The organism is Auritidibacter sp. NML100628 (genome assembly GCF_003185985.1).
In the GTDB taxonomy this organism is placed as follows: Bacteria; Actinomycetota; Actinomycetes; order Actinomycetales; family Micrococcaceae; genus Auritidibacter; species Auritidibacter ignavus.
This window is the reverse complement of the sequence record NZ_QHLP01000004.1, coordinates 96,935-120,503: the sequence shown is the minus strand read 5'-3', so window position 1 is coordinate 120,503 and position 23,569 is coordinate 96,935. Positions and strand designations below refer to the sequence as shown.

The following is a 23,569-nucleotide window of genomic DNA, read 5'->3' as shown; positions in this document are numbered from 1 at the left end:
CCCCAGCCAGCCTAGCTGTGAGGTTCAGCTGTCATCTGCACTACATCTGTGAGCCTTGGCAGGGTTTGTACGACAGAATAGGACTCGTGTCTTCTTCAGCATTGATTCCTCACCCCTCATTGACCATTATCGGTGCCGGACCCGGAGGCTACGAAGCAGCGCTGGTGGCTGCTAACCAAGGATCCGAGGTCACCATTGTCGAACGTGACGGTATCGGCGGGTCAGCGGTGCTGACCGACGTGGTGCCGTCGAAGACGCTGATCGCGGCAGCCGACGGCCGTCGGCGCGTGATGAAATCGACCAGTCTGGGTATTGAGCTGGATTCGAACGCAGTGTTCTCCAACCTCAACGAGGTGGACCAGCGTATTATCCAGCTGGCCTCGGAACAGTCCGAGGATATCCGCCATAAGTTACAGAAGGCCGGCGTCAGGATTGTCATCGGTCAGGCTCGCTTCCGGGAGCCTCGCGTGCTGGAAGTGGAAACCATCTCGGGCAAAACCGAAACTATCACTTCCGATGCGGTGCTCATCGCCACCGGGGCTTCACCTCGAGAACTCCCAACCGCCCAGCCCGACGGGGAGCGCATTTTCAACTGGAAGCAACTCTACCGACTCCGTGAACTGCCCGAACACATGATTGTGGTCGGCTCGGGTGTCACCGGTGCGGAATTCGCCTCGGCTTATAACCTGCTGGGCGCGAAGGTATCGCTGGTATCCTCACGTGACCAGGTGTTGCCCAATGAAGACCCTGATGCGGCGCGAGTGCTGGAAAACGTCTTTATAGAAAACGGTGTCAACGTCGTATCCCGAACCCGCGCCAATGCCGTGACCCGCACCGAGCACGGGGTTGCGGTCGAGTTGTCCACCGGCGAGGTGCTGGAGGGCTCCCACTGTCTGTTGGCGGTTGGCGGGATCCCCAACACCCAGCACCTGGGACTGGACGAGGTCGGGGTGGCCACCACTGAATCTGGACACATTCGGGTTGATGCGGTCTCGCGCACCTCCGTGGAAGGCATCTACGCTGCCGGGGACTGCACCGGTCGGCTGGCGTTGGCCTCCGTGGCGGCGATGCAGGGCCGGATCGCGGTCAACCACCTTATCGGTGATGAGGTTAAGCCCTTCAACCCGTTCCGGGTCTCGTCTAATATTTTCACCTCTCCGGAGATTGCCACCGTCGGTGTGGCTGCCCAGCAGGCCGATCGTACCAAGTATCAGTATGACGAGGTGATCCTGGATCTGACCACGAACCCGCGGGCTAAGATGATGAACGTCGAGCACGGTTTCGTCAAACTCTTTGCGCGCAAAGGCTCCAATAGTGTGGTCGGTGGTATCGTGGTGGCTCCCCGTGCCTCGGAGCTGATCTACCCGATCTCGTTGGCGGTAGCCAAACGACTGCAGGTCGATGATCTGGCCAATACCTTTACCGTCTACCCCTCACTGTCGGGCTCCCTGGCCGAGGCTGCCCGACTGTTGCACGTGCGTAGCAGTGATTTGAACCCGGTCCCCGAAGACGTCTAAATACACCAGAATGCTCGCCCAAGGCCTTTAAAGAGATTCAGGGCTGTCAGGATCGCGATGAGTCCTGACAGCCCTGAACCGTATGTCGGGTTAGCCTCAGGTGCGCTGGACTTCGTCGACAGTGAAGTCATACAGCGAGCGGTACTTGGTTTCCGGGGCCACAACGAGGGCCACCAGTGAGATCGCTGAAGCGATCGAGAGATAATAACCAACCCAGGCCACTGACATGTTTTGCACCAGAGCGGTGGCAATAAAAGGGGTCAGGGCGGCGCCGAGGATCGAGGAGACGTTATAGGCAACGCCCGAACCGGTGTAGCGGGTTTCGGTGGGGAACAGTTCCGGAAGTACCGCCGACATGGGCCCAAAGGTCAAGCCCATCAGCATCATGCCGACGATTAAGAAGGCAGCCATCTGCCAGATCTTCAGCGATCCATCGTCGTGGAGCACTGAATGCGGTGACAGCCAGGGGCCAAAGGTCATCCCGAATAGCACCATCAGCACCGTGATGACGATCAGGGTGGGTTTGCGACCGAATCTATCGGCGAGGTATCCGGCGACCGGAATGAACAGCGCGAAAAAGACAATGCCGATCAGTTGCAAGACCAAAAACTCGGAGTAGTTTTCGCCCAGACCCTGCCCCTGCTTGGGGCTCCCAATGGCATAAGAGAGGATCCAGGTGGTCATCAAATAGAACATCACGTAGGTGGCGTACATGATAAACGTTCCCAGAAGTAACTCCCACCAGTTGCGCTTGAAGACCTGACCCAGGGGAGCCTTGGCCCGTTTGTCCTGGGCAATGACGCGCTGGAAAACCGGGGTTTCTTCCAGGCTGACGCGGATCCACAAGCCGATGATGACCATCACGGCCGAGAGCAGAAAGGGAAGCCGCCAGACCCAGTCGATGAACACGTGATCGACACCGTGTTCCACCGAGTTGTAGCCGACCGCAACAGTCAGGACCAAGAAAAAGCCATTGGCCAGCAAGAACCCAATTGGAGCACCCAGTTGTGGCCACATGGCCGCCCCAGCACGCTTGCCCTTTTGGGCGGTTTCGGTCGCGAGCAAGGCGGCCCCGGACCATTCACCGCCCAGGCCGAGTCCCTGGCAGAAGCGCAGAATGGTCAGCATCGCCGGCGCCCAGATCCCAATCTGGTGGTATGTAGGCAACAGACCAATCAAGAACGTGGCAATGCCCATGGTGAGCAAGGCGCCGATCAACGTGGCTTTGCGTCCGATGCGGTCGCCCATGTGGCCGAAAATGATCGAACCGATCGGCCGGGCCACGAAAGCAGCACCAAAGGTCGCCATCGAGGCCAGTAGTGCGGCCGACTCGTCGCCTTCGGCGAAGAAGATGAGCGGGAACACCGACACCGCGGCGGTGGCATAGATATAGAAGTCGTAGAACTCAATGGAGGTACCCACCAGGGAGGCGATAATAATCCGCCAGCGCGGGACACCGAGTTCTGTAGCGGTGTGGTCATAAGAATCTGACGCGATGTCGTCAGTGACACCAGGCATAGGCTGTCCTGCCATGATGCTCCTCAACAGGTAGTCAGTGAATAAGCGAATGTGGAACTTTTTCAGGCTACTACCGCGCTGAGGTCAACGCTGCAGAAACAGCAAAAACCGGGGTGATCGTCTCACATTTTGAGATTCTGTGAGAGGGTCACCCCGGTTGAGGCTATAAAAGACGAGATGGTGGCGGGATTTTTAGGAATCGGAGATGGTGGCCAGAATGCCACCGGCGGCGATGGTTTCCCCCTGGGCTACTGTCAAGGAGGTCACGGTGCCGGACTTGTGGGCGGTGATGGGCTGTTCCATCTTCATCGCTTCCAGTACCACGATCAGATCTCCTTCAGAGACGTGCTCGCCTTCGGCGACGGCGATTTTGACCAGCGTACCCTGCATCGGGGAGGTTAAGTCATCGCCAGAGGCTTTCTTCGGTCCGGTCGCTCCGGCGGCTTTACGCAAACTGCGACGAGGCTTGCCGGTCGCTCGACCGCCCGATTGTTGCACCGAGGGCAACCCCGGCATGGTTTCCGGTAGCGTGACTTCGACACGCTTGGTGTTGACCTCGATGGTGACGCTACGACGTTCGGTCGCCTCGGTCTCGAGAGCGGTGGGGCCATCGTAAGGGGTGATGGTGTTATTGAACTCGGTTTCGATCCAACGGGTGTGGACATCGAAGGACCGAGCGTCAGGCTCGTTGAGCTCCGGGGCGAAGGCCGGATCGCGGACGACGAGACGATGGAAGGGGAGTACCGTTGGCATTCCCACGATCTGCATCTCAGTCAGGGCGCGGTAGGAGCGTTCCAGGGCTTCACGACGCGTTGCGCCGGTGACGATGAGTTTGGCCACCATAGAATCGAACGCGCCCGAGATGGTCTCGCCTTCTTCCACCCCGGTGTCGATGCGCACTCCGGGGCCACCCGGCAGACGCAACCGGGTCAGGGTACCCGGTGCTGGCATAAAGTTTCGACCGGCGTCCTCGCCATTGATTCGGAACTCGAAGGAGTGGCCACGATTGGTCGGGTGCTGGTAACCAAGTTGCTCACCGCGGGCCACGCGGAATTGTTCGCGGACCAAATCCAGGCCCGTGACTTCTTCGGAGACACAGTGTTCGACCTGCAGTCGGGTATTGACCTCCAAAAACGAGATCGTGCCGTCTTGACCGACCAAAAACTCACAGGTACCAGCGCCGACGTAGTTGGCTTCCTGCAATAGTGCGACCGAGGCATCGTAGAGACGCTGGTTCTGCTCATCGGTCAAAAACGGTGCGGGTGCTTCTTCCACCAGCTTCTGGTTCCGCCGTTGCAACGAGCAGTCGCGGGTTGAGACCACGGCAACATGGCCGAAGGAATCTGCGATGCACTGGGTCTCAACGTGGCGGGGTGCCTCCAAGAAGCGCTCCACAAAACACTCACCACGACCAAACGCGGCGGTGGCTTCCCGCACGGCCGATTCAAACAGATCGGGAATATCTGCGCGCTCGCGGGCGACCTTAATGCCCCGACCACCTCCCCCGTAGGCGGCCTTGATGGCCAAGGGCAGGCCGTGCTCATCGGCGAAGGCGAGAACCTCGTCGGCGGATTCCACCGGATCTTGAGTTCCTGGGGCGAGTGGAGCTCCGACCTTCTGAGCGATCTGTCGTGCTGCGACCTTGTCTCCCAGGGAGTCAATGGCTGAGGGAGAGGGGCCAATCCAGACAAGGCCGGCCTCTAAGACGGCGCGGGCAAAGTCAGCGTTTTCAGCCAAAAAGCCGTACCCGGGATGAACGGCATCGGCTCCGGACTCTTGGGCTACACGAATGATTTTGTCGATGCGCAGGTACGTCTCGGCAGCTGTGTCGCCCTCCAAAGAGTAGGCTTCATCGGCCATACGCACATGCATCGCGTCTCGATCCGGGCCTGCATAAACCGCGACCGCGTCGAGGCCTTCGTCGTGGGCTGCGCGGATCACGCGAACAGCGATTTCACCGCGATTGGCAATTAGGACCTTAGAAAACGGCTTGAGCAGCAGCTCGGTGCTAGCGCGTTGAGCGGTCATACAGGCACAGGCTCCTCAAAAATGACGAAAACTTGGCGAGGGACGTCGGCAAACGGCCAGGAAAATATTCCACCACAGTCCCTTGAAGAATCCTAGGACCCCACGGTGGGAATTCTACAATTTGACGTGAAATTCTTGGCAGATTGGCAGAATCCCTTGGAGGAAGTCTACAAAAATGCTTCGAGTTCCTTCAGCGGTGTGATGTCAGTCCCACCAATCGGAGAGCCGGTATCCCCACGTTTGAAGTGACTCGCGCACCACACGCAGGCTGAGCCCCAAGACGGTATTGGGATCACCTTGCACGGACTGGATCAGCGATGCGCCCCGGGCTTCGAGGGTAAATCCACCGGCACACCCTAGCGGTTCGCCGGTGGCCACGTAGTCGAGGATCGTTTGCTCGTCCACCGCTGCGAACTCCACCTCAGCGGAGTCGGTGACCACTTGTTGCTTGAGCGCACCGGGTTTTTCAGGGTGGAGGAGCCCCAGCCAGTGTCCGGTGTGCAGGGTACCGGACTGTCCTTGTTGGGCCCGCCAGCGCTCGATGGCGATCTCGGGTTCATGGGGTTTGCCGTAAACGCTGGAGTTGAATTCAAAGACTGAATCGGCCGCCAAAATCAGTGTTGGGGAGGTTATCTCCTGAGCTACCTCGGTAGCGACTGCCCTGCCCTTGGCCTGGGCAAGCAACTCGGGAATCTCAACCGGGGTGAGTTCGCGGTTTTGAGAGGCCACCAATGCCGGTTCATCGATGTCGGACACACGTTGGGTGAAGGGAAGAGCGGCCCGAGCGAGTACTTGGGCTCGGGCTGAGGAGCCGGAGGCCAGAATAATCTCAGGGTGCTGAGATCGCGCCATTAGTCTTCCCCAGCGGAGATACGCCAGTGTGCCGTGACGTCACGGTTCCAGGTCGAGACCCGGCGACGGTGCGAAAAACGACGGGCACGGGCCTTTTCTCGGTCTTCGGCCGTTTCAGGCTGCGCCATGGCTACGATACCCACTACGGCCGTGGCTGCAGCGATGTCTTCGGCGGTGAGATTGCCACCACGCACGATCATCCCGGTGGGATCGTGGTGTTCCTCAACGCTCATCCAGGTTCCTCCCATATCTCGGCCGGTGTGGTCTTGGGTTTACAGTGGAATATTGCCGTGCTTGCGGTACGGGCGCGACTCACGCTTATTGACCGTGGCGCGAATGGCCTTGACAATTTCGGCGCGCGTTTCTGAAGGCGCGATCACGGCGTCAACGTAACCGGACTCTGCTGCCTGATAGGGGTTGAGCAACTCGGCCTCGTAGTCCTCAATCAATTCCTGGCGACGGGTCTCGACGTCTCCGCCCTCGTCAGCGACCTTGGCCAACTCGCGACGGTAGAGAATATTAACCGCACCCTGGGCACCCATAACACCGATCTGGGCGGTAGGCCAGGCCAGGTTGAGGTCTGCACCGAGCTTCTTCGAACCCATCACAATATAAGCGCCCCCGTAGGCCTTCCGAGTGATCACGGTGATCTTCGGGACCGTAGCCTCGGCATAGGCATAAATCAGCTTCGCGCCACGCCGAATGATGCCGTTGAACTCCTGATCGGTGCCGGGCAAGAAACCGGGCACATCCACCAGGGTGACAATCGGAATGTTGAAAGCATCGCAAAAACGCACGAAGCGTGCCGCCTTCTCCGAAGCAGCGATATCCAGGGTGCCAGCAAATTGCATTGGCTGGTTGGCCACCACGCCCACCGAACGCCCATCCATCCGGCCGAACCCGACAATCACGGAGGGAGCATAAAGTTGCTGGACTTCTAAAAAGGCCCCGTCATCAACCAGCGTGGCCACCACGTCGAGCATATTGTAGGGCTGGTTCGCCGAGTCGGGCACGATAGTGTTCAGGGACAGGTCGGCTTCGGTGGTCGCCAGATCGGGGTCGACATCGAAGATCTGACCATCGGAGTAGTTGTGCGCTGGCAGGTAATCCAGCAGTTCCCGCACCCAGTCGAAAGCATCGGCTTCATCCTCGGCCAGATAGGCCGCGGTCCCGGTCCGCTCATTGTGACTACGAGCGCCACCAAGAGTTTCCATATCAATGTCTTCACCGGTCACGGCCTTGATGACATCGGGGCCGGTGATGAACATGTGTGAGGTCTGATCCACCATGACCACAAAATCGGTCAGGGCCGGGGAGTAGGCGGCACCGCCAGCAGCCGGTCCCATAATGATCGAGATCTGCGGAATCACCCCCGAAGCCAACACATTATTGCGGAAGATGTCTGCGAACATCGCCAGGGAGTCCACGCCTTCTTGAATGCGTGCTCCGCCCCCGTCGTTGATCCCGATGATAGGACACCCATTACGGGCAGCGAATTGCTGGACTTTGACGATCTTTTCCCCGTTGACCTTCGACAGGGACCCACCGAACACGGTGAAATCCTGAGCGTAAACGGCCACCAGACGTCCATCGATGGTCCCGTAGCCAGAAACCAGACCATCACCTTCGGGGTGTTTGGCGTCCATACCGAACGAGGTGGTGCGGTGCACGCGAAGCTGATCGAATTCGACAAATGAGCCGTCATCCACCAGCTCGTCGAGACGTTCACGAGCGGTGGCTTTACCGCGGGAGTGCTGACGGTCAATCGCGACTTGGCCGGAGGGCACCATCGCAGATTCACGCCGATGGAAGAAGTCTTCGAGTTTTCCCGCGGTGGTAGTCAGATCGGGAGTGGTCTGTCCCGCCTGGTCTGGCTCAGTGCTCAACAGCTTCCTCCAACATGGGTTAGGTGTGCTTTGTTGATCCCGCTGGTACTGCTGATTCTAGCGCGGAGAGCACAGCAAGATTCGAATCTCTAGTGTACTCATCTCAGCGCTCTGGCACCATGAAGTGTCCTGCGGGAAAGGCATCCCCTACGCTAGGAGTGTGACTACTTCCTCTGAGCCCATCATCCCAGCTGATCCGCAACGGATTCGTGAACGTTTCTCCACCGGCCTCAGTGATGATACCCGGCGGGGAGCCAGTCGGTTATGGTTGCCCAGCGTGGATTCCACGCAACGCTTTCTGATGAGAGAGGCCAAAGAGCACCCGGAGTTCTGGCCACACGCCAGTGGAGTGGGAGCTAATTATCAAACGGCAGGTCACGGCCGTCGTGGAAACGCCTGGCAGGCTGCTCCGGGCGCCTCGGTGAGTATGTCGATTCTGCTCAAACCCGCGCGGTTAGGACCCGGCCTCCAGGCCCAATATTGGCCCTGGATTACGTTGGTGGCTGCCGCGACGCTGGTCGACTGGTTCGGTGAACTAGGTGTGACGGCTCAGGTGAAATGGCCCAATGACGTGCTGGGATCTGACGGACGAAAACTCGTGGGAATCTTGGCGCAGGTTGTCGATGACGACCGGGTGATACTCGGTCTGGGCATCAACCGCGATTTCGGTGGTTCCGGCCAGCAACGTCCGGTCGACACCGCTGCGGCACTTAGCGATTACAACCCGGTCCTGGCCACTGTGGGGTCTCGAAAGCTTGCTGACGAGGCGATGACTCGTTTGGTGGCCGGACTCGAGACCTTTGCTGAGCGCGTCAATCCGCCCAACCCGGATCACGTCGAAGACGAACTGCGTCGTCTCAGTCGATTGATCGTTACCGAAGGCCAGTACATTAGCGGTGAACTTCCAGGCCAGCGTCGCTTGACCGGCTGGATCAGAGGCCTCGGGGATACCGGTTCACTGTTGGTCGAACCTGACCCCTCTCTGCCAGAGGACACCCTGGAAGATCTCCCGCGAGATCCCGACACCGGGTGCGTTGATCTGACCTCAGCAGTGATTCATCACGTTAGACCCCGATAGGTTCGCCTCCAGCCAGACAAGCACGACTCCACGTCGGGCTCGACCGGTAGAATGGCAGTGCCGGTCACATATCTCACGCTGTGAACGCTGAGCACACAGCATTTCTTCATCTTTGTCCGGCATACTGTGGTCGATGCAGCAGATGCACCCCGTCCGGGTCGGAGAGGAGGAGGATAAATGGCCAAGCTTGTCACCGGAGAACAAATGCGGATCCGTACCCGTGCCGATGCCTCCATCCTGATTGGCCCAGCCATCTGGCTGGTGTTATTGGGCGGGCTTCAAGGCGCTTGGCAAGGATTCTTAACCCGCCCTGATCTGCCCTGGGCGCTGAGTACGTATGACCGTGTGTGGTCGATCGCCGGAACTGTTGTGGTGGTTTTACTCCTGGCAGTGCTGGTGGTTCGCCCAGTCTGGCAATGGTTGACGGAAGTTTATGAAATCACCACCCACCGGGTGGCCCAACGCTACGGCACCTTATCTGTGCGTCGCCGGTGGATGGCGCTATCCAGTATTGTCCACATCCGGATTCGCCAGTCCCGCCGACAAACTCGTCGCGGGGTCGGAGACCTCCAACTCTTCACCGCTCAAGGACAATCCTGGACTTTGACTAACGTGCCACACGTCGATGACTTCACCCACTTTGTGGAAAACGAACGTCTCGCTTATGCTCGCAAATTTGGCACGTTGTCGGCAACCTATCGGCCCGACTATCGCCATGACGGCATGTCGACACAGACGCCGGGGAACTCCCAACCCCACCCGATGGGAGGCTACTGATGGCTCGCGGATCAGAGAACACCGGGCATTCCGAAGACCAGGTTTACCGGGACCCCACACCTACTCAGCCTGAACCAGTAGTGCAGTCTAACCCTTGGGAAGGGCTCAAAGAGCTCAGCGACTTACAGGACCAGAAAGGTGACACCGCTGCCACTCTTGACCCGATCAACGACCCGGAAACCTGGACCCAGGCGATCCGGGTGCTTGATGAAGAGCTCATCGGGGGGCCACGCAAACTTAATCGTCGCCAGTTGGCCCAGAAACTCGGCGTATCGGCGCTCTCCGTTCGCAAGCTCGGCCGAGCCTTGGGCTTCCCGAATGTCTCCGAAGAAGAACCAGTCTTTACCAATAGTGACGCTGACGCCTTCGCCACCATGATCGACTTGGTGCGACGCGGTATTTTGAACGAAGAAACCGCGATCTCACTCTCACGCTCCATTGGGCAGATGACCGACCGGATGGTGGTCTGGCAGATCGAGGCCCTAGTGGAAGACAAAATGAATGCCGAAGGTCTCTCAGATCCGCAGGCCCGCCGTGAAGTCGTCCAGATGTTGCCCCGAGTCGTGGATTCGCTGGAAGAAGTCATGGCCTACTCCTATAAGCGTCAACTGAATTCAGCGTTGCAACGACTGGCCGTGCGGGTTGAAGCAGGGCTCGCCGCTTCAGCCCGGGGTCGCGATGGCACCGAAGACGATGATTCGCTACCGCTGGCCCGGGCGGTCGGGTTTGCCGATATGGTCTCCTACACCTCGCTGTCGCGCACCATGTCCGAACGCACCCTGGCCCAAATGGTGCAACGCTTTGAGAACCGGTGCGCAGAAATTATCTCTGTGGGCGGAGGTCACCTGGTCAAAACCGTCGGCGATGAGGTGTTGTTCAATGCTGAAACCCCCGAAGACGGAGCCGAAATCTCGCTGGCCTTATCAAAGGCGCTGTCGGATGACCCGGTGCTCCCCTCGGCGCGCGTCTCGTTGGTGTGGGGCCGGGTGCTCTCCCGACTCGGAGATATCTACGGCCCCACCGTCAACCTTGCTGCCCGGCTGACCGCGCTGGCCGATCCGGGCACCGTGCTGGTTGACCAGATGGCTTCCAACGCGCTCGCCGATGATGACCGCTATATTCTGATTCCCCAGCCACCGGCTTCGGTGCGAGGATTCGGTGAAATTCGCCCGGCGATGTTGATGCGGGGCACCGGTGAAGGTATTGAGATCGACTAGTGGGCGACTATTCTGGTGGGGTGAGTTCATCCTACCGATTCCGTAGTGGCGTCGCCACCGATGTGGGGCACCGACGTGACACTAATGAAGACAGCCATGGCACCGCTGACGACCTGTTCATCGTCGCCGACGGTATGGGAGGACACGATGCCGGAGAAGTCGCCTCGGCGCTGACCGTCAAAGCCCTGCTCACCGGGCGCAAAGAACACGGCGACAAGCTCGTAGAACTCACGGATCTGCAACAGTGGCTCACCACCGGCAACAAAGAAGTCTTTGACTATTCCAATGGGCGAGCTGGCACCACTGTCACGTTGCTCTGCGCGGTCAAACACGAAGGCGTAGAGCGACTGGCGGTGATCAATGTCGGTGACTCTCGCACCTACCTGTACCGCAGCGCCGATGAACAACTTGTGCAATTGACCGAGGATCACTCCGTGGTCCAAGAAATGCTCCGCTCCGGCCACATCACGGCCGATGAAGCACGCCACCATCGGGCCAAAAATATGATCACTCGTGCCGTGGGTTCCCAGCTGCGACTAACCGCCGATGTCATGATGCTCGATGCCGCGGTGGGAGACCGGTTCTTGCTGTGTAGCGATGGGTTGAGTAACGCGGTGGATCACCACGAAATAGGTTTAGTGCTCACGTCGGCCCAAACACCGCAAGATGCCGCCGACACATTTATCGAACAGGCCCTCGACCTCGACGGCTCGGACAATATCACCGCCGTGGTGGTGGAAGTGCTCGATGCCCCACCCGAGACCGACCACCAGAAGGTTCAGCAATGACTTCCTCCGCAGAACATCACGAGCCAGACGTCATCCCCGATTCCGAGCTACGTGAACACTACGAGCAACTCATCTCTCAGGTGCGCCGGCATCGCACCGCGTATTACCAACACGATGAGCCTGAAATCTCCGACGCCGCCTACGACAAGCTGTACCGCGAGCTTGAAGACCTCGAAGCGATGCACCCGGAGATCGTGGCCAATGACTCACCCACCCAAGACGTCGGTGGCGACGTCTCGGCGGCCTTCACCCCGGTGGAACACCTGAACCAGATGTACTCGCTGGAAGATGTCTTCTCCCTGCAGGAGCTGACCACCTGGTTCACTCGCACCGAGACCTCCCTGCACAACATCCGCCCCGATATGCGTCCGGCTTGGTTAGCGGAGGTCAAGATCGATGGTTTGGCCATCGCGCTGGTGTATCGCCATGGCGTCTTAGAGCGGGCCGCAACTCGTGGGGATGGCACTGTCGGTGAAGATGTGACCCACAACGTGCGCACCATCAAAGACATTCCCCAACGACTCCGTGGAGACAACATCCCTGAGTTGGTTGAAGTCCGCGGAGAGATCTTTATGCCGTCCCAGGCCTTCCGAGAATTCAACCAGCAACGTGCTGAGTCCGGGTTGGCGCCCTTTGCCAACCCGCGTAACGCCGCGGCCGGGTCACTGCGACAAAAGGACCCGGCCCTCACCGCCCAACGTCCCCTATCGATGTTTGTCCATGGCATTGGAGCTCGGGAAGGACTGGAACTCACCAGCCAATACGAGACCTACCAGCAACTGGGGGAGTGGGGGCTACCTATCAGCCCGTACACCACCTTTTTCTCTGCTGAATCCGCCGAAGCAGCGCACCAGGATGTGCTGGATTATATCGCTCAGTATGGCGACCAGCGCCACGAGCTGGTGCATGACATTGATGGCATCGTGGTCAAGATCGATGACTTCGACCTGCAACGCCAGTTAGGCTATACCTCTCGGACACCACGCTGGGCGGTGGCTTATAAATACCCACCGGAAGAAGTCCATACCCAGTTATTGGATATTCGCGTCAACGTTGGCCGTACCGGACGAGTCACCCCCTACGCAGTGATGGAACCGGTCGTGGTGGCCGGCTCCACCGTCTCCATGGCGACCCTGCACAACCAAGACGTGGTCACAGCGAAGAACGTCAAGATCGGGGACACCGTGGTGTTGCGCAAGGCCGGTGACGTGATCCCCGAGATTGTCGGGCCGGTGCTGCCGATTCGTGAACAGATCCAGTCCGGCGAGCGCGATGGTGAGATTCGGGACTTTCAGATGCCATCCGAGTGTCCTTCGTGTGGTGAGCCGTTGGCCCCGGCGAAAGAAGGGGACGTGGATCTGCGGTGTCTCAATGCCGAGAAGTGTCCGGCGCAATTGACCGGACGCATTGAGCACGCCGGCTCCCGGGGGGCCTTCGACATTGAAGCCCTGGGGGAAGAAGCCGCTATTTGGCTAACCAATGGGCCCGGACCTGACCCGGCCCATAACCACGGGCACGTCCACCCCCAAGGCCCGGGCGTGCTGACCTCGGATGCTCAGCTGTTTGACTTGGCAGAAACTAACGGTGACCCGGACCTGAAAGCAGCGCTGGGCGAGGTGAAGGTCTGGCGCGAAAAACGCGTCAAAGACAAGGACGGGCACCTGGTCCCCAGTGGCACGTGGCAGTTACAGCCCTATTTTTACAATCAACGTGGCGAACCCACCGCGAACACCAAGAAGTTATTCGCCGAACTGGACAAAGCCAAAGAACAACCGCTCTGGCGAGTGCTGGTGGCGCTGTCGATCCGCTACGTCGGACCCACCGCCGCCCGGGCGCTGGCCGTGGCCTTCGGGTCACTGCCGGCTATCCGAAAAGCCGCCCAGTCCGGTGACCCTGAAGCCTTTGCTCACGTTGATGGAATTGGCCCAACTATTGCCGAGGCACTGGTCGAGTTCTTCTCCGAACCATGGCGGCTGAAGGTCATCGATGCGTGGGCTGCTTGCGGGGTGCGCACCGAAGACGAACGCAACCAAGCCATGGCCAAAACCCTGGCGGGGCTCACGCTCGTGGTGACCGGCACGTTGGAAGAATTCAGCAGGGACTCAGCCAAAGAAGCCATTCTTGCCCGTGGTGGGAAAGCCACCGGGTCGGTGTCGAAGAAGACCGACTATCTCATCGCGGGCGCCAATGCCGGTTCTAAACTCGATAAAGCCGAATCACTGGGCATCACCGTCCTCGACGAAGCGGGATTCCAACGGCTGTTGGAACAAGGACCTGACGGCGTTGAAGGATAGGACCTATGGTCGATGAATGCTCCCATCCGGTCCAGGGCCTGCTCGCGGTCGCACGCGCGGCCGCTCGAGCTGGCGCCGAGACGTTGCAACGGCGCCCTGGTCCACTGACGCCGTTGCGCGCCGACCAGCTCGGTGCCGAAAACAAAACCTCGACCTCCGATTGGGTCACCGACTACGACCGTGGTGCTGAACACGCGGTGCGTTCGGTCATTATCGCCTATCGGCCCCACGATGAGATCACCGGAGAAGAATACGACCAGCACGTCCCCGAGAGCCCGTCGGGATACCGGTGGTCCATCGATCCACTGGATGGCACCACGAACTTCATCAGGGGCATCCCACACTATGCCACCAGTGTGGCGGTGGGCTACCACGCCGACGAGGGACGGGCTGTCCAATGGCTAGCCGGAGTCGTCCACGCTCCGGCGCTGGGGTGCACCTGGTACGCCGCGCGTGGGGCGGGTGCCTATCTGGTGCGCGAGGCCGATGTCCCTGCGGGTGAAGCAGGTCAGCACCCAGAACCGTTGCGACTTTGTGGCCCGGCATCACAACAGCAGGGGCGCCTGCTGGGAACCGGGTTCAGCTACGATCGGCAACGTCGTCCCTACCAAATTGAGGCTGCCAACCGGCTGATGGAGCACGAAGGATTCGCCGATATCCGCCGTCTCGGGTCAGCTGCCATTGATCTGTGTCTGGTGGCTCAAGGTACGCTGGACGCCTACGCCGAGTACGGTTTGAGCGAGTATGACTGGGCCGCTGGCGCGTTGATTGGTGAAGAAGCTGGTCTTAGCGTGCGTCGGCCTCGCTGGTCTAATGGCGTTGAGACGGGAGATTGGTGTCTGCTCGGGGAACTGGGTCCGACCGGCAACAGTCTCGGGCTGGAACCAGGCCACCGCTGTCACTACTGAAAGGTGGAGCACGTGATTCAGATCAGAACCGCCACCGAAGACGATTTCGCCGCCATTTCCGACCAACGAGTGCGCTCCTACCTTGACGGTGGTCATCTCCGCCCCGAAGACAGCTATGTCGAGACCTTGGCCGACGTGGCTGCTCACGCCTCCGAACTCCTGAAGGTCGCTGTCGATTCAGCGCACCCGGACCAGGTGCTCGGTTCAGTGATCATGGTTCGCCCCGAGGACGATGCCTCGGAAACCGCTCGACCGGATGAACGTGAATTTCGCATGCTCGTGGTCGCCCCGGAGGCACGCCGTCGAGGAGTCGGCGCCGCCCTGGTCACTGCTGTATTGGATTGGGCCGAACGTGAAGGCGCTCGCGCGGTGTCGCTGACGACCTTGCAATCTATGACCGAGGCGCACCGACTCTACGAACGTCTGGGCTTTCGCCGGGCGCCGGAACGCGACTGGTCGCTGTCTGATATCGGCTTAGCTGACCCGGTCGACGGTGAAGAGGTCTTTCTCGTCTACGTCCGCCCCTTGTCAGCTGAGACAACGGGCTAAACTAGATGCGGACTGAAATACGTGCAGATGAACAGTGCAGTGATAAAGGAGACTCATGTCCGGAATCTCTCGCGAGACGGTCGCGCATCTAGCGCAACTGGCTCGAATTGATCTAACCCCCGAGGAACTTGACCGGTTCTGTGGTGATCTCGATCTGATCCTGAAGTCCACCGCGATGGTGCAGGAAGCGGCCGGAGACGACGTTCCGCCCACCTCTCACCCGATGCCACTGACCAATGTCTTCCGTGAAGACGAGGTATCCGGTGTGCTCACCCAAGATCAAGCGCTTGGCGGTGCCCCTGACGCCGAAGACGGCCAGTTCAAGGTTCCTTCGATCCTGGAGGCTGAGTAATGACACAGACCACAGATCTGACACGTTTAACTGCCCTGCAGATGGCTGAAAAACTCCAGTCCGGAGAGATCACCTCTAAGGAGCTGACCCAGGCCCACCTCGACCGTATTCACGCCATCGATGGTGACGCCGAGTCCGGGGTTCACGCCTTTCTTCACGTCAACGCCAAAGAAGCCCTCGAGGTGGCTGTTGAAGTTGACCAGTTGCGCGCGCAAGGTGCTGAGCTACACCCGTTGGCCGGTGTACCCATTGCCATTAAGGATCTGCTGGTTACCGTCGGACAGCCTACGACCGCAGCATCCACGATCCTCAAGGACTGGATGAGCCCTTACGACGCCACGGTGATCCGCAAGATCCGTGAGGCCAAACTGCCCATACTGGGCAAAACGAACCTGGACGAATTCGCAATGGGCTCCACGACCGAATTCTCCGCCTACGGGCCCACGCGCAACCCCTGGGACACCACCCGCGTCCCGGGCGGATCCGGCGGTGGCTCCGCCGTTGCGGTCGCAGCGTTCATGGCCCCTCTAGCGATCGGTACCGATACCGGCGGGTCCATCCGCCAACCCGGTTCCTTCACCGGAACAGTGGGCGCTAAACCCACTTACGGTTCGGTCTCCCGCTATGGTGCGATCGCGATGGCCTCCTCGCTGGACACTGTCGGCCCGGTGGCCCGCACCGTGGCTGATGCAGCGGCTCTGCACGAGCTGATTGCCGGCCACGACCCGCACGACTCCACCTCGCTACAACGCGAGTGGGACGACCTCGCCCCGGCTGTGGTCGCCGGTGAGGACCTCACCGGGCTGAAAATCGGTGTCATCGAGGAACTTGACGGTGAAGGATTCGATGCTGGGGTGCTGGAATGTTTCCAGGCCAGCTTGAGGCTGCTCGAAGATGCCGGAGCCGAGATCGTGAGGGTCGCATTGCCTCATCTGAAAGCCGCTCTGCCGGCCTACTACCTGATCATGCCTTCGGAGGCGTCCTCCAACCTGGCCCGCTACGACGGTGTCCGCTACGGCAACCGGGTGGTGCCTGAGCAGGCCACGATCGACCGGGTCATGTCCGCTACCCGTGCTGCTGGCTTCGGAGATGAGGTCAAACGTCGCATCATCCTGGGGACCTACGCACTTTCGGCCGGTTACTATGACGCCTACTACGGTTCGGCCCAGAAGGTGCGCACTCTGGTCCAGCGCGACTTTGCAGCAGCCTTTGAAAAGGTAGACGCTCTGATCTCACCGACCACCCCAACCACCGCGATTGCCCTGGGCGAGGAACTGGACGACCCGATCGCCATGTACCTTAACGACGTGGCGACCTTGCCGTCGAACCTGGCCGGGATTCCTGCGATTTCCGTGCCCGGTGGACTGGCCTCCAACATGCCTGTCGGCGTGCAAATCCAAGCCCCGGCCACCGAAGATGCGCTGATGTACCGCATCGGTGCCGCCCTGGAAACCGGTCTGAAAGCCTCGCATGATGGCGCCGATTTCTTCTCGTTACTTCCCAACGCTTATGAGAGTGATGCCCGATGAGCCAAGATCTCATGAACCTCGATGAGGCCTTTGAAAAATTCGATCCCGTGCTGGGCTTTGAAGTCCACGTCGAGCTGAACACCACGACCAAAATGTTCTCCGCGGCGCCCAATGCCTTCGGCGATGAACCCAACACGAATACCACTGAAGTCGATTTGGGGATGCCCGGCGCGTTACCGGCAGTGAATAAAACCGCGGTGGAATCAGCGATCAAACTGGGCCTGGCCCTGAACTGTCACATCGCCGAGAAGTGCGGTTTCGCCCGCAAACAGTACTTCTACCCGGATCTGGCGAAGGCTTTTCAGACCTCCCAGTACGATGACCCGATTGCGTCGGACGGTTATGTGGATGTGGAACTTGATGACGGAGAAATATTCCGCGTTGAGATCGAACGCGCGCACATGGAAGAAGACGCTGGAAAGCTCACCCATAAGGGTGGGTCCGGACGCATTCAGGACGCCTCCTATTCCCTGGTGGACTACAACCGTGCCGGCGTGCCCCTGATCGAAATCGTCACCAAGCCCATCGAAGGCGCCGGCGATCGGGCACCGGAGTTGGCCCGAGCCTATGTGACTGCGATCCGCGACATCGTCAAAGCCCTCAATATCTCGGATGCCCGCATGGAACGCGGTAATGTGCGGTGCGACGCCAATATTTCGCTCAAGCCTCGAGGTGCAGAGAAATTCGGGACCCGCACCGAAACCAAGAACGTCAACTCCATGCGTGCGGTGCAGAACGCGGTGAGCTACGAGATTCAGCGCCAGGCTGCGATCCTGGATCAGGGTGGGTCTGTCACGCAGGAGACCCGGCACTGGCAGGAAACCTCAAAGACCACCACCTCGGGTCGTCCGAAGTCCGATGCTGACGATTACCGGTACTTCCCCGAGCCCGATTTGGTGCCGATCGTGACCGACCAGGCCTGGATTGACAAATTGCGCGAAGAACTGCCCGAAGATCCCTTGGCCCGCCGTCGTCGTCTCAAAGGCGAATGGGGTTACTCGGACGAAGAGTTCCGCGATGTGGTCGCAGCCGGGCTGATCGATGAAATCGATGCCACCGTTTCGGCCGGGGCCTCGGCATCGGCTGCCCGTAAATGGTGGATGGGGGAAATCGCCCGACTGGCCAATGAAGGTGAGGTTGCACCGCATGAACTCGGTGTCACCCCCGAGCACGTGGTCGAGATTGAGGCGCTCATCTCCGAAAAAACCATCAACGACAAGATCGCCCGCCAGGTCATCGGCCACGTCGCCGACGGTGAGGGCTCTCCTGGAGAGATCGTTGAAGCCCGTTCTTTGGCCGTGGTCTCCGACGAGGGCGCGCTGAACGACGCCGTGGCCCAGGCGATTGCCGACAACCCGGACGTGGTCGAGAAGATCAAGGGTGGCAAGAAGAAAGCCATCGGTGCCCTGATGGGACCGGTGATGAAGGCCACCCGCGGTCAGGCGGATGCTGCACGTGTCCAAGAACTGATCAATGAACAGCTCGGCCTCTGAACCCCGGTCTATGCCTGGATTCCCGAGTCGTTGACGGCACCGAAGCCGGCCCCGTCTTACGCATCACGGGGCCGGCGTGGTGCTGTCTAGGCCCGATTTTCGTGCTCTGGCGCCTTAGCTGACCTTGAGCGAGCGCAACCGGTTGACCGCTGCCATCACTTCGTGGCGACGGGGCATTGCCAGGTGACCTTTCCACCGTGGCGCTAGCTCACTCAAGCTACGTAGCGTTAGGTTTTTCTTGCCCCTGTTATGGTTGTCACCTTGTTGTTGCGTTACGATGATCTGTTCCAGAATGCCAGCAATGGCCCGGGTCTGTTCCACACTGACCAGCTGGCTGAGGGCGGAGAGATCAATATCTTCGTGCCCGATCTGAATGGTGTGCACTCCGCGTGCCCGAGGCGGTTTCCGGGGAGATTTGATCTGTTGCGGAACACGATCCTTCGGCAACCTCAGGGGTTGCGCAGCGCAGTGGTGTCGTTGCTGGGCACCGAGCCGGTGAGCCTCGGCGGTGAGATCACTGACACGGTAGTTTTCTAAACCTAGGACACGATCGGCCACCGAAAAGAACGCTCCGGTGCCCCCGGCCACCAGCACCGTGGAAATGCCTTGGTCGGCCAGTTCTTTGATGCGTGCGGTAAATGGGGTAATCGGCTCGGTTTTGACTAGCTGACGCATCAACTCATCCCGGACCATGAAGTTCGTGGCAGAGGTATCCTCATCGATCAGCACAGCGCTTGCTCCTGCTTCCAGGGCCTCTACGACGTTAGTGGCCTGCGAGGTGGAGCCCGACGCGTTCGTGGTGGAAAAACGTGTCGTGTCAGTGCCCTGTGGTAGGTCAGAGATGAAGGAGGAAATATCGACGCCGGCCACTGAACGACCGTCTTCGGCCCGAATTGCCACCGCATCGGGATCCGTGATCACGAACTCACGTCCGTCGCCGGCTCGGTGGGGATACACGCCGTGCTCCAGCGCATTGAGTACCGTGGATTTACCGTGGTAGCCCCCACCGACGATCAGTGTGATCCCGTGGGCGATGCCCATACCGGTGAGCGTTCGGCCACTGGGGAGATCGAAGCTGACCGAGACGGAATCCGGGGACTCGAACGGTTCGGCATATTGCAACGGTGCCGAGGAATTACCGGCAGCGCGGGGCAGGACTGAGCCATTGGCGATAAAGGCGACCAGCCCGCGGCGGGGAAGCTCGTCGCGAATGGCCTGCTGGTCCTTCAATAGCGTGATGGTCTCGTCCAGTTCCTGGTGGTCAATCTCCTTCGTGGCATCCCGGAGTAGGTCAGGCAACACCTGGGTGATCAACCGGGCAGCCTGGTGACCTTTGATCCGGCGACCCGCAGCCGGCAAGGACACCAGCAGGTGGATTTCCATCACCCACCGACTCGACCCTGGGACGCGATGAAACTGGATGCACGAACGCTCCAACACCTCAGGCCCAAACGTCCCGATGCTGATCTCGCGCGGGGCACGCTGGCGGATCCGGCGTGCCAAGTAGTCTGTGGTGGCCACTGTGGTCAGGTGGTCGGCGAGGTTCTCTAGGTGGTCGGCTGTGGCAAATACTCGCACCGTCGACGGCGGCGCATACGGGTCAGCCTGAATATGGTCCAGGTGTACCGTGAGCTCTCCGAGCTGGTGCTTACCCTTCAGATTGCGATATTTGGCGTAAGACTGCCCGTCCAGAGCGTGTAACTGCTTCGCCAGCGACATGGCACCTCCATCGTCAGCATCGAGACGTCACGCAGGTTTGGCAGTCTAACAGTGCACCCTTAGTCCCGGCTCAACCTGTCCGCACCGGCATGCGGGCCACCACCGTGTGGTCTCCTGTCATCCAGCCGCGCACGTAGACTGAGTGACTATGAAGTATGTGATTATTGGTGGCGGGATAGCCGGAATTTCCCTGGCCGAAGAGCTCACACGGCGTGTGGCCAGCAACGATCAGGTCACGGTGCTTGAGGCCGAAGACCGGTTGGCGTATCACACCTCCTCGCGGGCCGCCCAGCAACTGACACTGTCTTATGGACCCCAGGCGGTGCGAGAGCTTATCGAGTTCACCGTCCAGGACCTCGACAAACGACAACAGGGACTCGACGAACCACTGATGTGGCAGTCCGATTTCTTGCTTTTCGGTACCCAAGACCATGTCGTGGAGGAAATGTATCCGGGAATGACGCCCTTGACTCACCAGGAGGTGCGCGAGCACGCCCCGGAGATCCGTCCCGAAAGCTTCGACGATGGCGGACTGGAACACCGCTCGGTGCGAGTCCGCGCTCTGCCATTCCTGCACTGGTTGGCCGATCAGGCCACCGACCGCGGGGCGAACACCGTGCTGAATGCTCGAATGATCCGGGCTGAACGTGTGGGTGGGCTCTGGCAGCTGACCACTGAGGACGGCCAGGAATTCGTCGCCGACGTGGTGATCAACGCTGCTGGAGCGTGGGCCGATATCGTCGCTGAGGCCTTTGGGGCCCGGCCCTTGGGTCTCATTCCTAAGCGTCGTACGGCACTAGAGGCGGCTCTGGCCACTCCGCTGACTCCCGACCACCCGCTGGTCTGCCGTGCCGGCCACGACTACTACTACCGCTACGACGAACTGGGCATCGTCGCTTCTCCCGGGGAGGATGAGCCCTGGCATGCTGAGGATGCCCAACCCCGCGATGCCGACGTACAACGTCTGATCGATCGCATCCAGACTGAGACGACCTTGGAGATCACTGAGGTCATTCGCTCTTGGTGCGGACTGCGCACTGAAGGCCCCGATGGGGAACCGGTGAATGGATTTGACCCCCAAGTCCCGGGATTGTTCTGGCTGGCCGGACAATCTGGGTACGGATTCCAAACCTCACTGGCTATGGCCACTCTGGCCACCGACCTGCTCATTGATCGCACCGCTGGCAACTGGGTGAGTGCTGATGCCGTCGCTCGGGTCAGCCCGGACCGCTTTTACCAGCAGGGTTGAGCCGACCGACTTACCGCAGTGCCTGCTGGGCCGCTTCGAGTCGCGGTACCATCTTCCGCATGAGCCGACGGAAGGCAGAGGCTGGTGGCTGACGCCGGAGTGCGTTCTCGATCGATTCCAGTGCCATCGACGCTGACCATACGCGGGCATGCACCAGCTCGGAGGGTGAAGAACAGATCTGGGGGAGCAGACCGGCGCCGTGCCACAGACTGAGAATCGCCGGATTCAGGGCCGGGTCCCACCGACTTGCCTGGTCCCAGTCCAGCACCCCGTTCAGTCGCCAGGGATCCTGGAGCCAGAGCATATTGTGTCCGGCGAGATCACCGTGCACGAGCCCGAAAGGGCCTTCTTGGGTCCAAGTATGAGTCAGTTCCGCGACGTCTGCGATAAACTGCGCAAAATCCGGTAGCGGTGGGCCGGGCATCTTGGCTAGTCGCGTGACTTTCTGCGGGGTCAGCCCGCCACGCTGGGCAAAGGGCTGGTTCAACGCCAAACCGGTGGTGTCAACCTCCGATAACGTGTGAACAATGTCGCGTAACTGCTCTGGGTCTCCGCTGTGGTTCGGGTGGGCCGTGCCAGCAATATAGGGCTGGATAACTCCGCCGTCGACGATCGACAACGCTACCGGGACCTGCCACGGTAACTGGGGTGCGAGCTGGTCCAGCAATGTTGCCTGACGTTCAAGATTGGTGGCCGGATCCCGTGGAATCCGCACCACAAGGTGGCCCGGAACGATGACCAGACGATGATCTTTTCCTCGCTCGATCAGATGAGCTTGAGACCACGGTGCGGACTCAATCAGGGCGCGGTGTCTAGCGCTGATCCCCTCGCGCAAATGCGCGGCCAAACGCTGTGCCAGGGCCAGGTCTTCGTCGGTGGGCAAAGAAGCCATAGTGTCTAATTTAGTGCCCCCGACAGGTTTACACTGGGGTGGTGCTGAGATTCTCGCGAACGGTGGTCTGGTGGCAGATCCTGATTGTCCTGGGGCTATCCCTGGGACGCTCCGGGGTCTACGCCCTGGTGGACTTAATGGAAAAGCTCACTCAAGCACCTTTAGACGAGCAAACCACCGCGCTCAACCCCTCGCTGGCACCAGATCCCGTGTTTGATCTGATTCGCCAACTCCTCAGCATTGGGTTCGGTCTGGTCCCGGTCGTGCTGGTGCTTCACCTGGTGTGGATCTACGGTCGCAACCCGTTGAGAAGCTTCGGTTTGGATTTCCGCCGTCCGGTGAGTGACCTTGGGCTGGGACTGATCCTGTTTGTCACTATGGGTGCTGGCACTCTGCTGGTCTACGCGGTGGGACGATCTATGGGGCTGACCACCGCGATTATCGGATCGAGCATGAATGACCACTGGTGGACTCCCATCGTGCTGACGCTGGCAGCCGTCCGGCACAGTCTGGTTGAAGAAGTCATTATCTTGGCCTGGTTGGTGGACCGGGTCAGCCTCCTGCGACGCACCCCCTTTCCCCCGGCTGACTTGGGTACAAATACCACCTGGCTGCCAACCACCACGACCGATGTGGTCGCGGTCTTGCTGGTCTCCTCGCTGATCCGGGCCAGCTACCATCTTTACCAGGGCATCGGTCCGGGGATCGGTAACGCGATCATGGGAGTGGTATTCGTGCTGGTATATCTGAAGTATCGAAGGGTGATGCCGATGGTCTGGGCTCATCTCTTCTTGGACGTGGCCGGCTTCGTGGGCTTCCCGGTACTCGAAAGCCTGGGCTGGTTTGGGCACTAACGTCGGGCTCGGCGTGCCACGTGGAAGGTAAGCGGTTGTGCATCGCGATCACACAGCGCGCACCGCATC

20 protein-coding genes are annotated in these 23,569 nt (G+C 59.9%); 13 read left to right on the top strand and 7 right to left on the bottom strand.

Features of this window, described 5'->3' with window-relative positions; translation table 11 throughout:
- The first annotated feature begins 77 nt into the window (after positions 1-77).
- Positions 78-1,517 (top strand): NAD(P)H-quinone dehydrogenase, encoded by a 1,440-nt coding sequence (locus tag DCC24_RS04850; protein WP_122548877.1) that lies wholly within the window; start codon positions 78-80, stop codon positions 1,515-1,517.
- 96 nt (positions 1,518-1,613) lie between these two features.
- Here the strand turns inward: DCC24_RS04850 and DCC24_RS04845 are convergent, their stop codons facing one another.
- The 5 genes from DCC24_RS04845 to DCC24_RS04825 form a co-directional block, all read right to left on the bottom strand.
- Positions 1,614-3,050, bottom strand: a complete 1,437-nt coding sequence (locus DCC24_RS04845) for an MFS transporter (protein WP_233491982.1) — start codon at positions 3,048-3,050, stop codon at positions 1,614-1,616.
- Between the two features lie 177 nt (positions 3,051-3,227).
- Complete coding sequence (locus DCC24_RS04840) at positions 3,228-5,063, bottom strand: biotin carboxylase N-terminal domain-containing protein (protein WP_110098787.1); 1,836 nt, start codon at positions 5,061-5,063, stop codon at positions 3,228-3,230.
- 204 nt (positions 5,064-5,267) lie between these two features.
- On the bottom strand, positions 5,268-5,915 hold the full coding sequence (locus tag DCC24_RS04835; RefSeq protein WP_110098786.1) for a nucleoside triphosphate pyrophosphatase: 648 nt from the start codon (positions 5,913-5,915) through the stop codon (positions 5,268-5,270).
- Entirely contained in the window at positions 5,915-6,148 is a 234-nt protein-coding gene (locus DCC24_RS04830) for an acyl-CoA carboxylase epsilon subunit (RefSeq protein ID WP_158278482.1), read from the bottom strand. Before DCC24_RS04830 ends, DCC24_RS04835 begins: the two co-directional genes overlap by 1 nt.
- Positions 6,149-6,187: 39 nt before the next feature.
- Positions 6,188-7,801, bottom strand: coding sequence for an acyl-CoA carboxylase subunit beta (locus tag DCC24_RS04825; protein WP_233242904.1), 1,614 nt, complete (start codon positions 7,799-7,801; stop codon positions 6,188-6,190).
- Positions 7,802-7,961: 160 nt separating this feature from the next.
- Here DCC24_RS04825 and DCC24_RS04820 point away from each other — a divergent pair, with 160 nt between their 5' ends.
- From DCC24_RS04820 to gatB, 10 genes are all read left to right on the top strand, one after another.
- Positions 7,962-8,879, top strand: a complete 918-nt coding sequence (locus tag DCC24_RS04820) for a biotin--[acetyl-CoA-carboxylase] ligase (protein ID WP_110098784.1) — start codon at positions 7,962-7,964, stop codon at positions 8,877-8,879.
- A 177-nt stretch (positions 8,880-9,056) separates the two neighbouring features.
- Positions 9,057-9,656 carry a PH domain-containing protein gene (locus DCC24_RS04815; protein ID WP_110098783.1) on the top strand — a complete coding sequence of 200 codons (600 nt, stop codon included), beginning with the start codon at positions 9,057-9,059 and terminating at the stop codon, positions 9,654-9,656.
- Positions 9,656-10,873 carry an adenylate/guanylate cyclase domain-containing protein gene (locus DCC24_RS04810; protein WP_199446216.1) on the top strand — a complete coding sequence of 406 codons (1,218 nt, stop codon included), beginning with the start codon at positions 9,656-9,658 and terminating at the stop codon, positions 10,871-10,873. Before DCC24_RS04815 ends, DCC24_RS04810 begins: the two co-directional genes overlap by 1 nt.
- Positions 10,874-10,893: 20 nt before the next feature.
- Positions 10,894-11,661, top strand: a complete 768-nt coding sequence (locus DCC24_RS04805; RefSeq protein WP_158524596.1) for a PP2C family serine/threonine-protein phosphatase — start codon at positions 10,894-10,896, stop codon at positions 11,659-11,661.
- Positions 11,658-13,955, top strand: coding sequence for an NAD-dependent DNA ligase LigA (ligA, locus tag DCC24_RS04800; protein WP_110098781.1), 2,298 nt, complete (start codon positions 11,658-11,660; stop codon positions 13,953-13,955). Before DCC24_RS04805 ends, ligA begins: the two co-directional genes overlap by 4 nt.
- Positions 13,956-13,960: 5 nt before the next feature.
- Positions 13,961-14,863, top strand: coding sequence for an inositol monophosphatase family protein (locus DCC24_RS04795; protein WP_110098780.1), 903 nt, complete (start codon positions 13,961-13,963; stop codon positions 14,861-14,863).
- Between the two features lie 12 nt (positions 14,864-14,875).
- Positions 14,876-15,412 (top strand): GNAT family N-acetyltransferase, encoded by a 537-nt coding sequence (locus DCC24_RS04790; protein WP_199446214.1) that lies wholly within the window; start codon positions 14,876-14,878, stop codon positions 15,410-15,412.
- A gap of 55 nt (positions 15,413-15,467) precedes the next feature.
- On the top strand, positions 15,468-15,764 hold the full coding sequence (gatC, locus tag DCC24_RS04785; protein ID WP_110098778.1) for an Asp-tRNA(Asn)/Glu-tRNA(Gln) amidotransferase subunit GatC: 297 nt from the start codon (positions 15,468-15,470) through the stop codon (positions 15,762-15,764).
- Positions 15,764-17,293 carry an Asp-tRNA(Asn)/Glu-tRNA(Gln) amidotransferase subunit GatA gene (gatA, locus tag DCC24_RS04780; RefSeq protein WP_110098777.1) on the top strand — a complete coding sequence of 510 codons (1,530 nt, stop codon included), beginning with the start codon at positions 15,764-15,766 and terminating at the stop codon, positions 17,291-17,293. Before gatC ends, gatA begins: the two co-directional genes overlap by 1 nt.
- On the top strand, positions 17,290-18,786 hold the full coding sequence (gatB, locus tag DCC24_RS04775; protein ID WP_110098776.1) for an Asp-tRNA(Asn)/Glu-tRNA(Gln) amidotransferase subunit GatB: 1,497 nt from the start codon (positions 17,290-17,292) through the stop codon (positions 18,784-18,786). Before gatA ends, gatB begins: the two co-directional genes overlap by 4 nt.
- Positions 18,787-18,900: 114 nt before the next feature.
- Here the strand turns inward: gatB and DCC24_RS04770 are convergent, their stop codons facing one another.
- Entirely contained in the window at positions 18,901-20,505 is a 1,605-nt protein-coding gene (locus DCC24_RS04770; RefSeq protein ID WP_110098775.1) for an ABC-ATPase domain-containing protein, read from the bottom strand.
- A 148-nt stretch (positions 20,506-20,653) separates the two neighbouring features.
- Here DCC24_RS04770 and DCC24_RS04765 point away from each other — a divergent pair, with 148 nt between their 5' ends.
- Positions 20,654-21,754, top strand: a complete 1,101-nt coding sequence (locus DCC24_RS04765) for an FAD-binding oxidoreductase (protein WP_110098774.1) — start codon at positions 20,654-20,656, stop codon at positions 21,752-21,754.
- Positions 21,755-21,764: 10 nt separating this feature from the next.
- Here DCC24_RS04765 and DCC24_RS04760 read toward each other — a convergent pair whose 3' ends face one another.
- On the bottom strand, positions 21,765-22,646 hold the full coding sequence (locus tag DCC24_RS04760; RefSeq protein WP_110098773.1) for a phosphotransferase family protein: 882 nt from the start codon (positions 22,644-22,646) through the stop codon (positions 21,765-21,767).
- Between the two features lie 41 nt (positions 22,647-22,687).
- On the opposite strand from DCC24_RS04760, the gene DCC24_RS04755 reads away from it, so the two are divergent.
- Complete coding sequence (locus tag DCC24_RS04755; RefSeq protein ID WP_110098830.1) at positions 22,688-23,500, top strand: CPBP family intramembrane glutamic endopeptidase; 813 nt, start codon at positions 22,688-22,690, stop codon at positions 23,498-23,500.
- Positions 23,501-23,569 lie beyond the last annotated feature (69 nt).

Excerpts from the sequence above, each read along its gene's own strand:
- DCC24_RS04760 (WP_110098773.1), bottom strand. The coding sequence starts at position 22,646 with ATGGCTTCTTTGCCCACCGACGAAGACCTGGCCCTGGCACAGCGTTTG.
- DCC24_RS04810 (WP_199446216.1), top strand. The coding sequence starts at position 9,656 with ATGGCTCGCGGATCAGAGAACACCGGGCATTCCGAAGACCAGGTTTAC.
- DCC24_RS04840 (WP_110098787.1), bottom strand. The coding sequence starts at position 5,063 with ATGACCGCTCAACGCGCTAGCACCGAGCTGCTGCTCAAGCCGTTTTCT.
- gatA (WP_110098777.1), top strand. The coding sequence starts at position 15,764 with ATGACACAGACCACAGATCTGACACGTTTAACTGCCCTGCAGATGGCT.
- ligA (WP_110098781.1), top strand. The coding sequence starts at position 11,658 with ATGACTTCCTCCGCAGAACATCACGAGCCAGACGTCATCCCCGATTCC.
- gatB (WP_110098776.1), top strand. The coding sequence starts at position 17,290 with ATGAGCCAAGATCTCATGAACCTCGATGAGGCCTTTGAAAAATTCGAT.
- DCC24_RS04815 (WP_110098783.1), top strand. The coding sequence starts at position 9,057 with ATGGCCAAGCTTGTCACCGGAGAACAAATGCGGATCCGTACCCGTGCC.
- DCC24_RS04765 (WP_110098774.1), top strand. The coding sequence starts at position 20,654 with ATGAAGTATGTGATTATTGGTGGCGGGATAGCCGGAATTTCCCTGGCC.
- DCC24_RS04770 (WP_110098775.1), bottom strand. The coding sequence starts at position 20,505 with ATGTCGCTGGCGAAGCAGTTACACGCTCTGGACGGGCAGTCTTACGCC.
- DCC24_RS04795 (WP_110098780.1), top strand. The coding sequence starts at position 13,961 with ATGGTCGATGAATGCTCCCATCCGGTCCAGGGCCTGCTCGCGGTCGCA.
- DCC24_RS04835 (WP_110098786.1), bottom strand. The coding sequence starts at position 5,915 with ATGGCGCGATCTCAGCACCCTGAGATTATTCTGGCCTCCGGCTCCTCA.
- DCC24_RS04845 (WP_233491982.1), bottom strand. The coding sequence starts at position 3,050 with ATGGCAGGACAGCCTATGCCTGGTGTCACTGACGACATCGCGTCAGAT.
- gatC (WP_110098778.1), top strand. The coding sequence starts at position 15,468 with ATGTCCGGAATCTCTCGCGAGACGGTCGCGCATCTAGCGCAACTGGCT.
- DCC24_RS04830 (WP_158278482.1), bottom strand. The coding sequence starts at position 6,148 with ATGAGCGTTGAGGAACACCACGATCCCACCGGGATGATCGTGCGTGGT.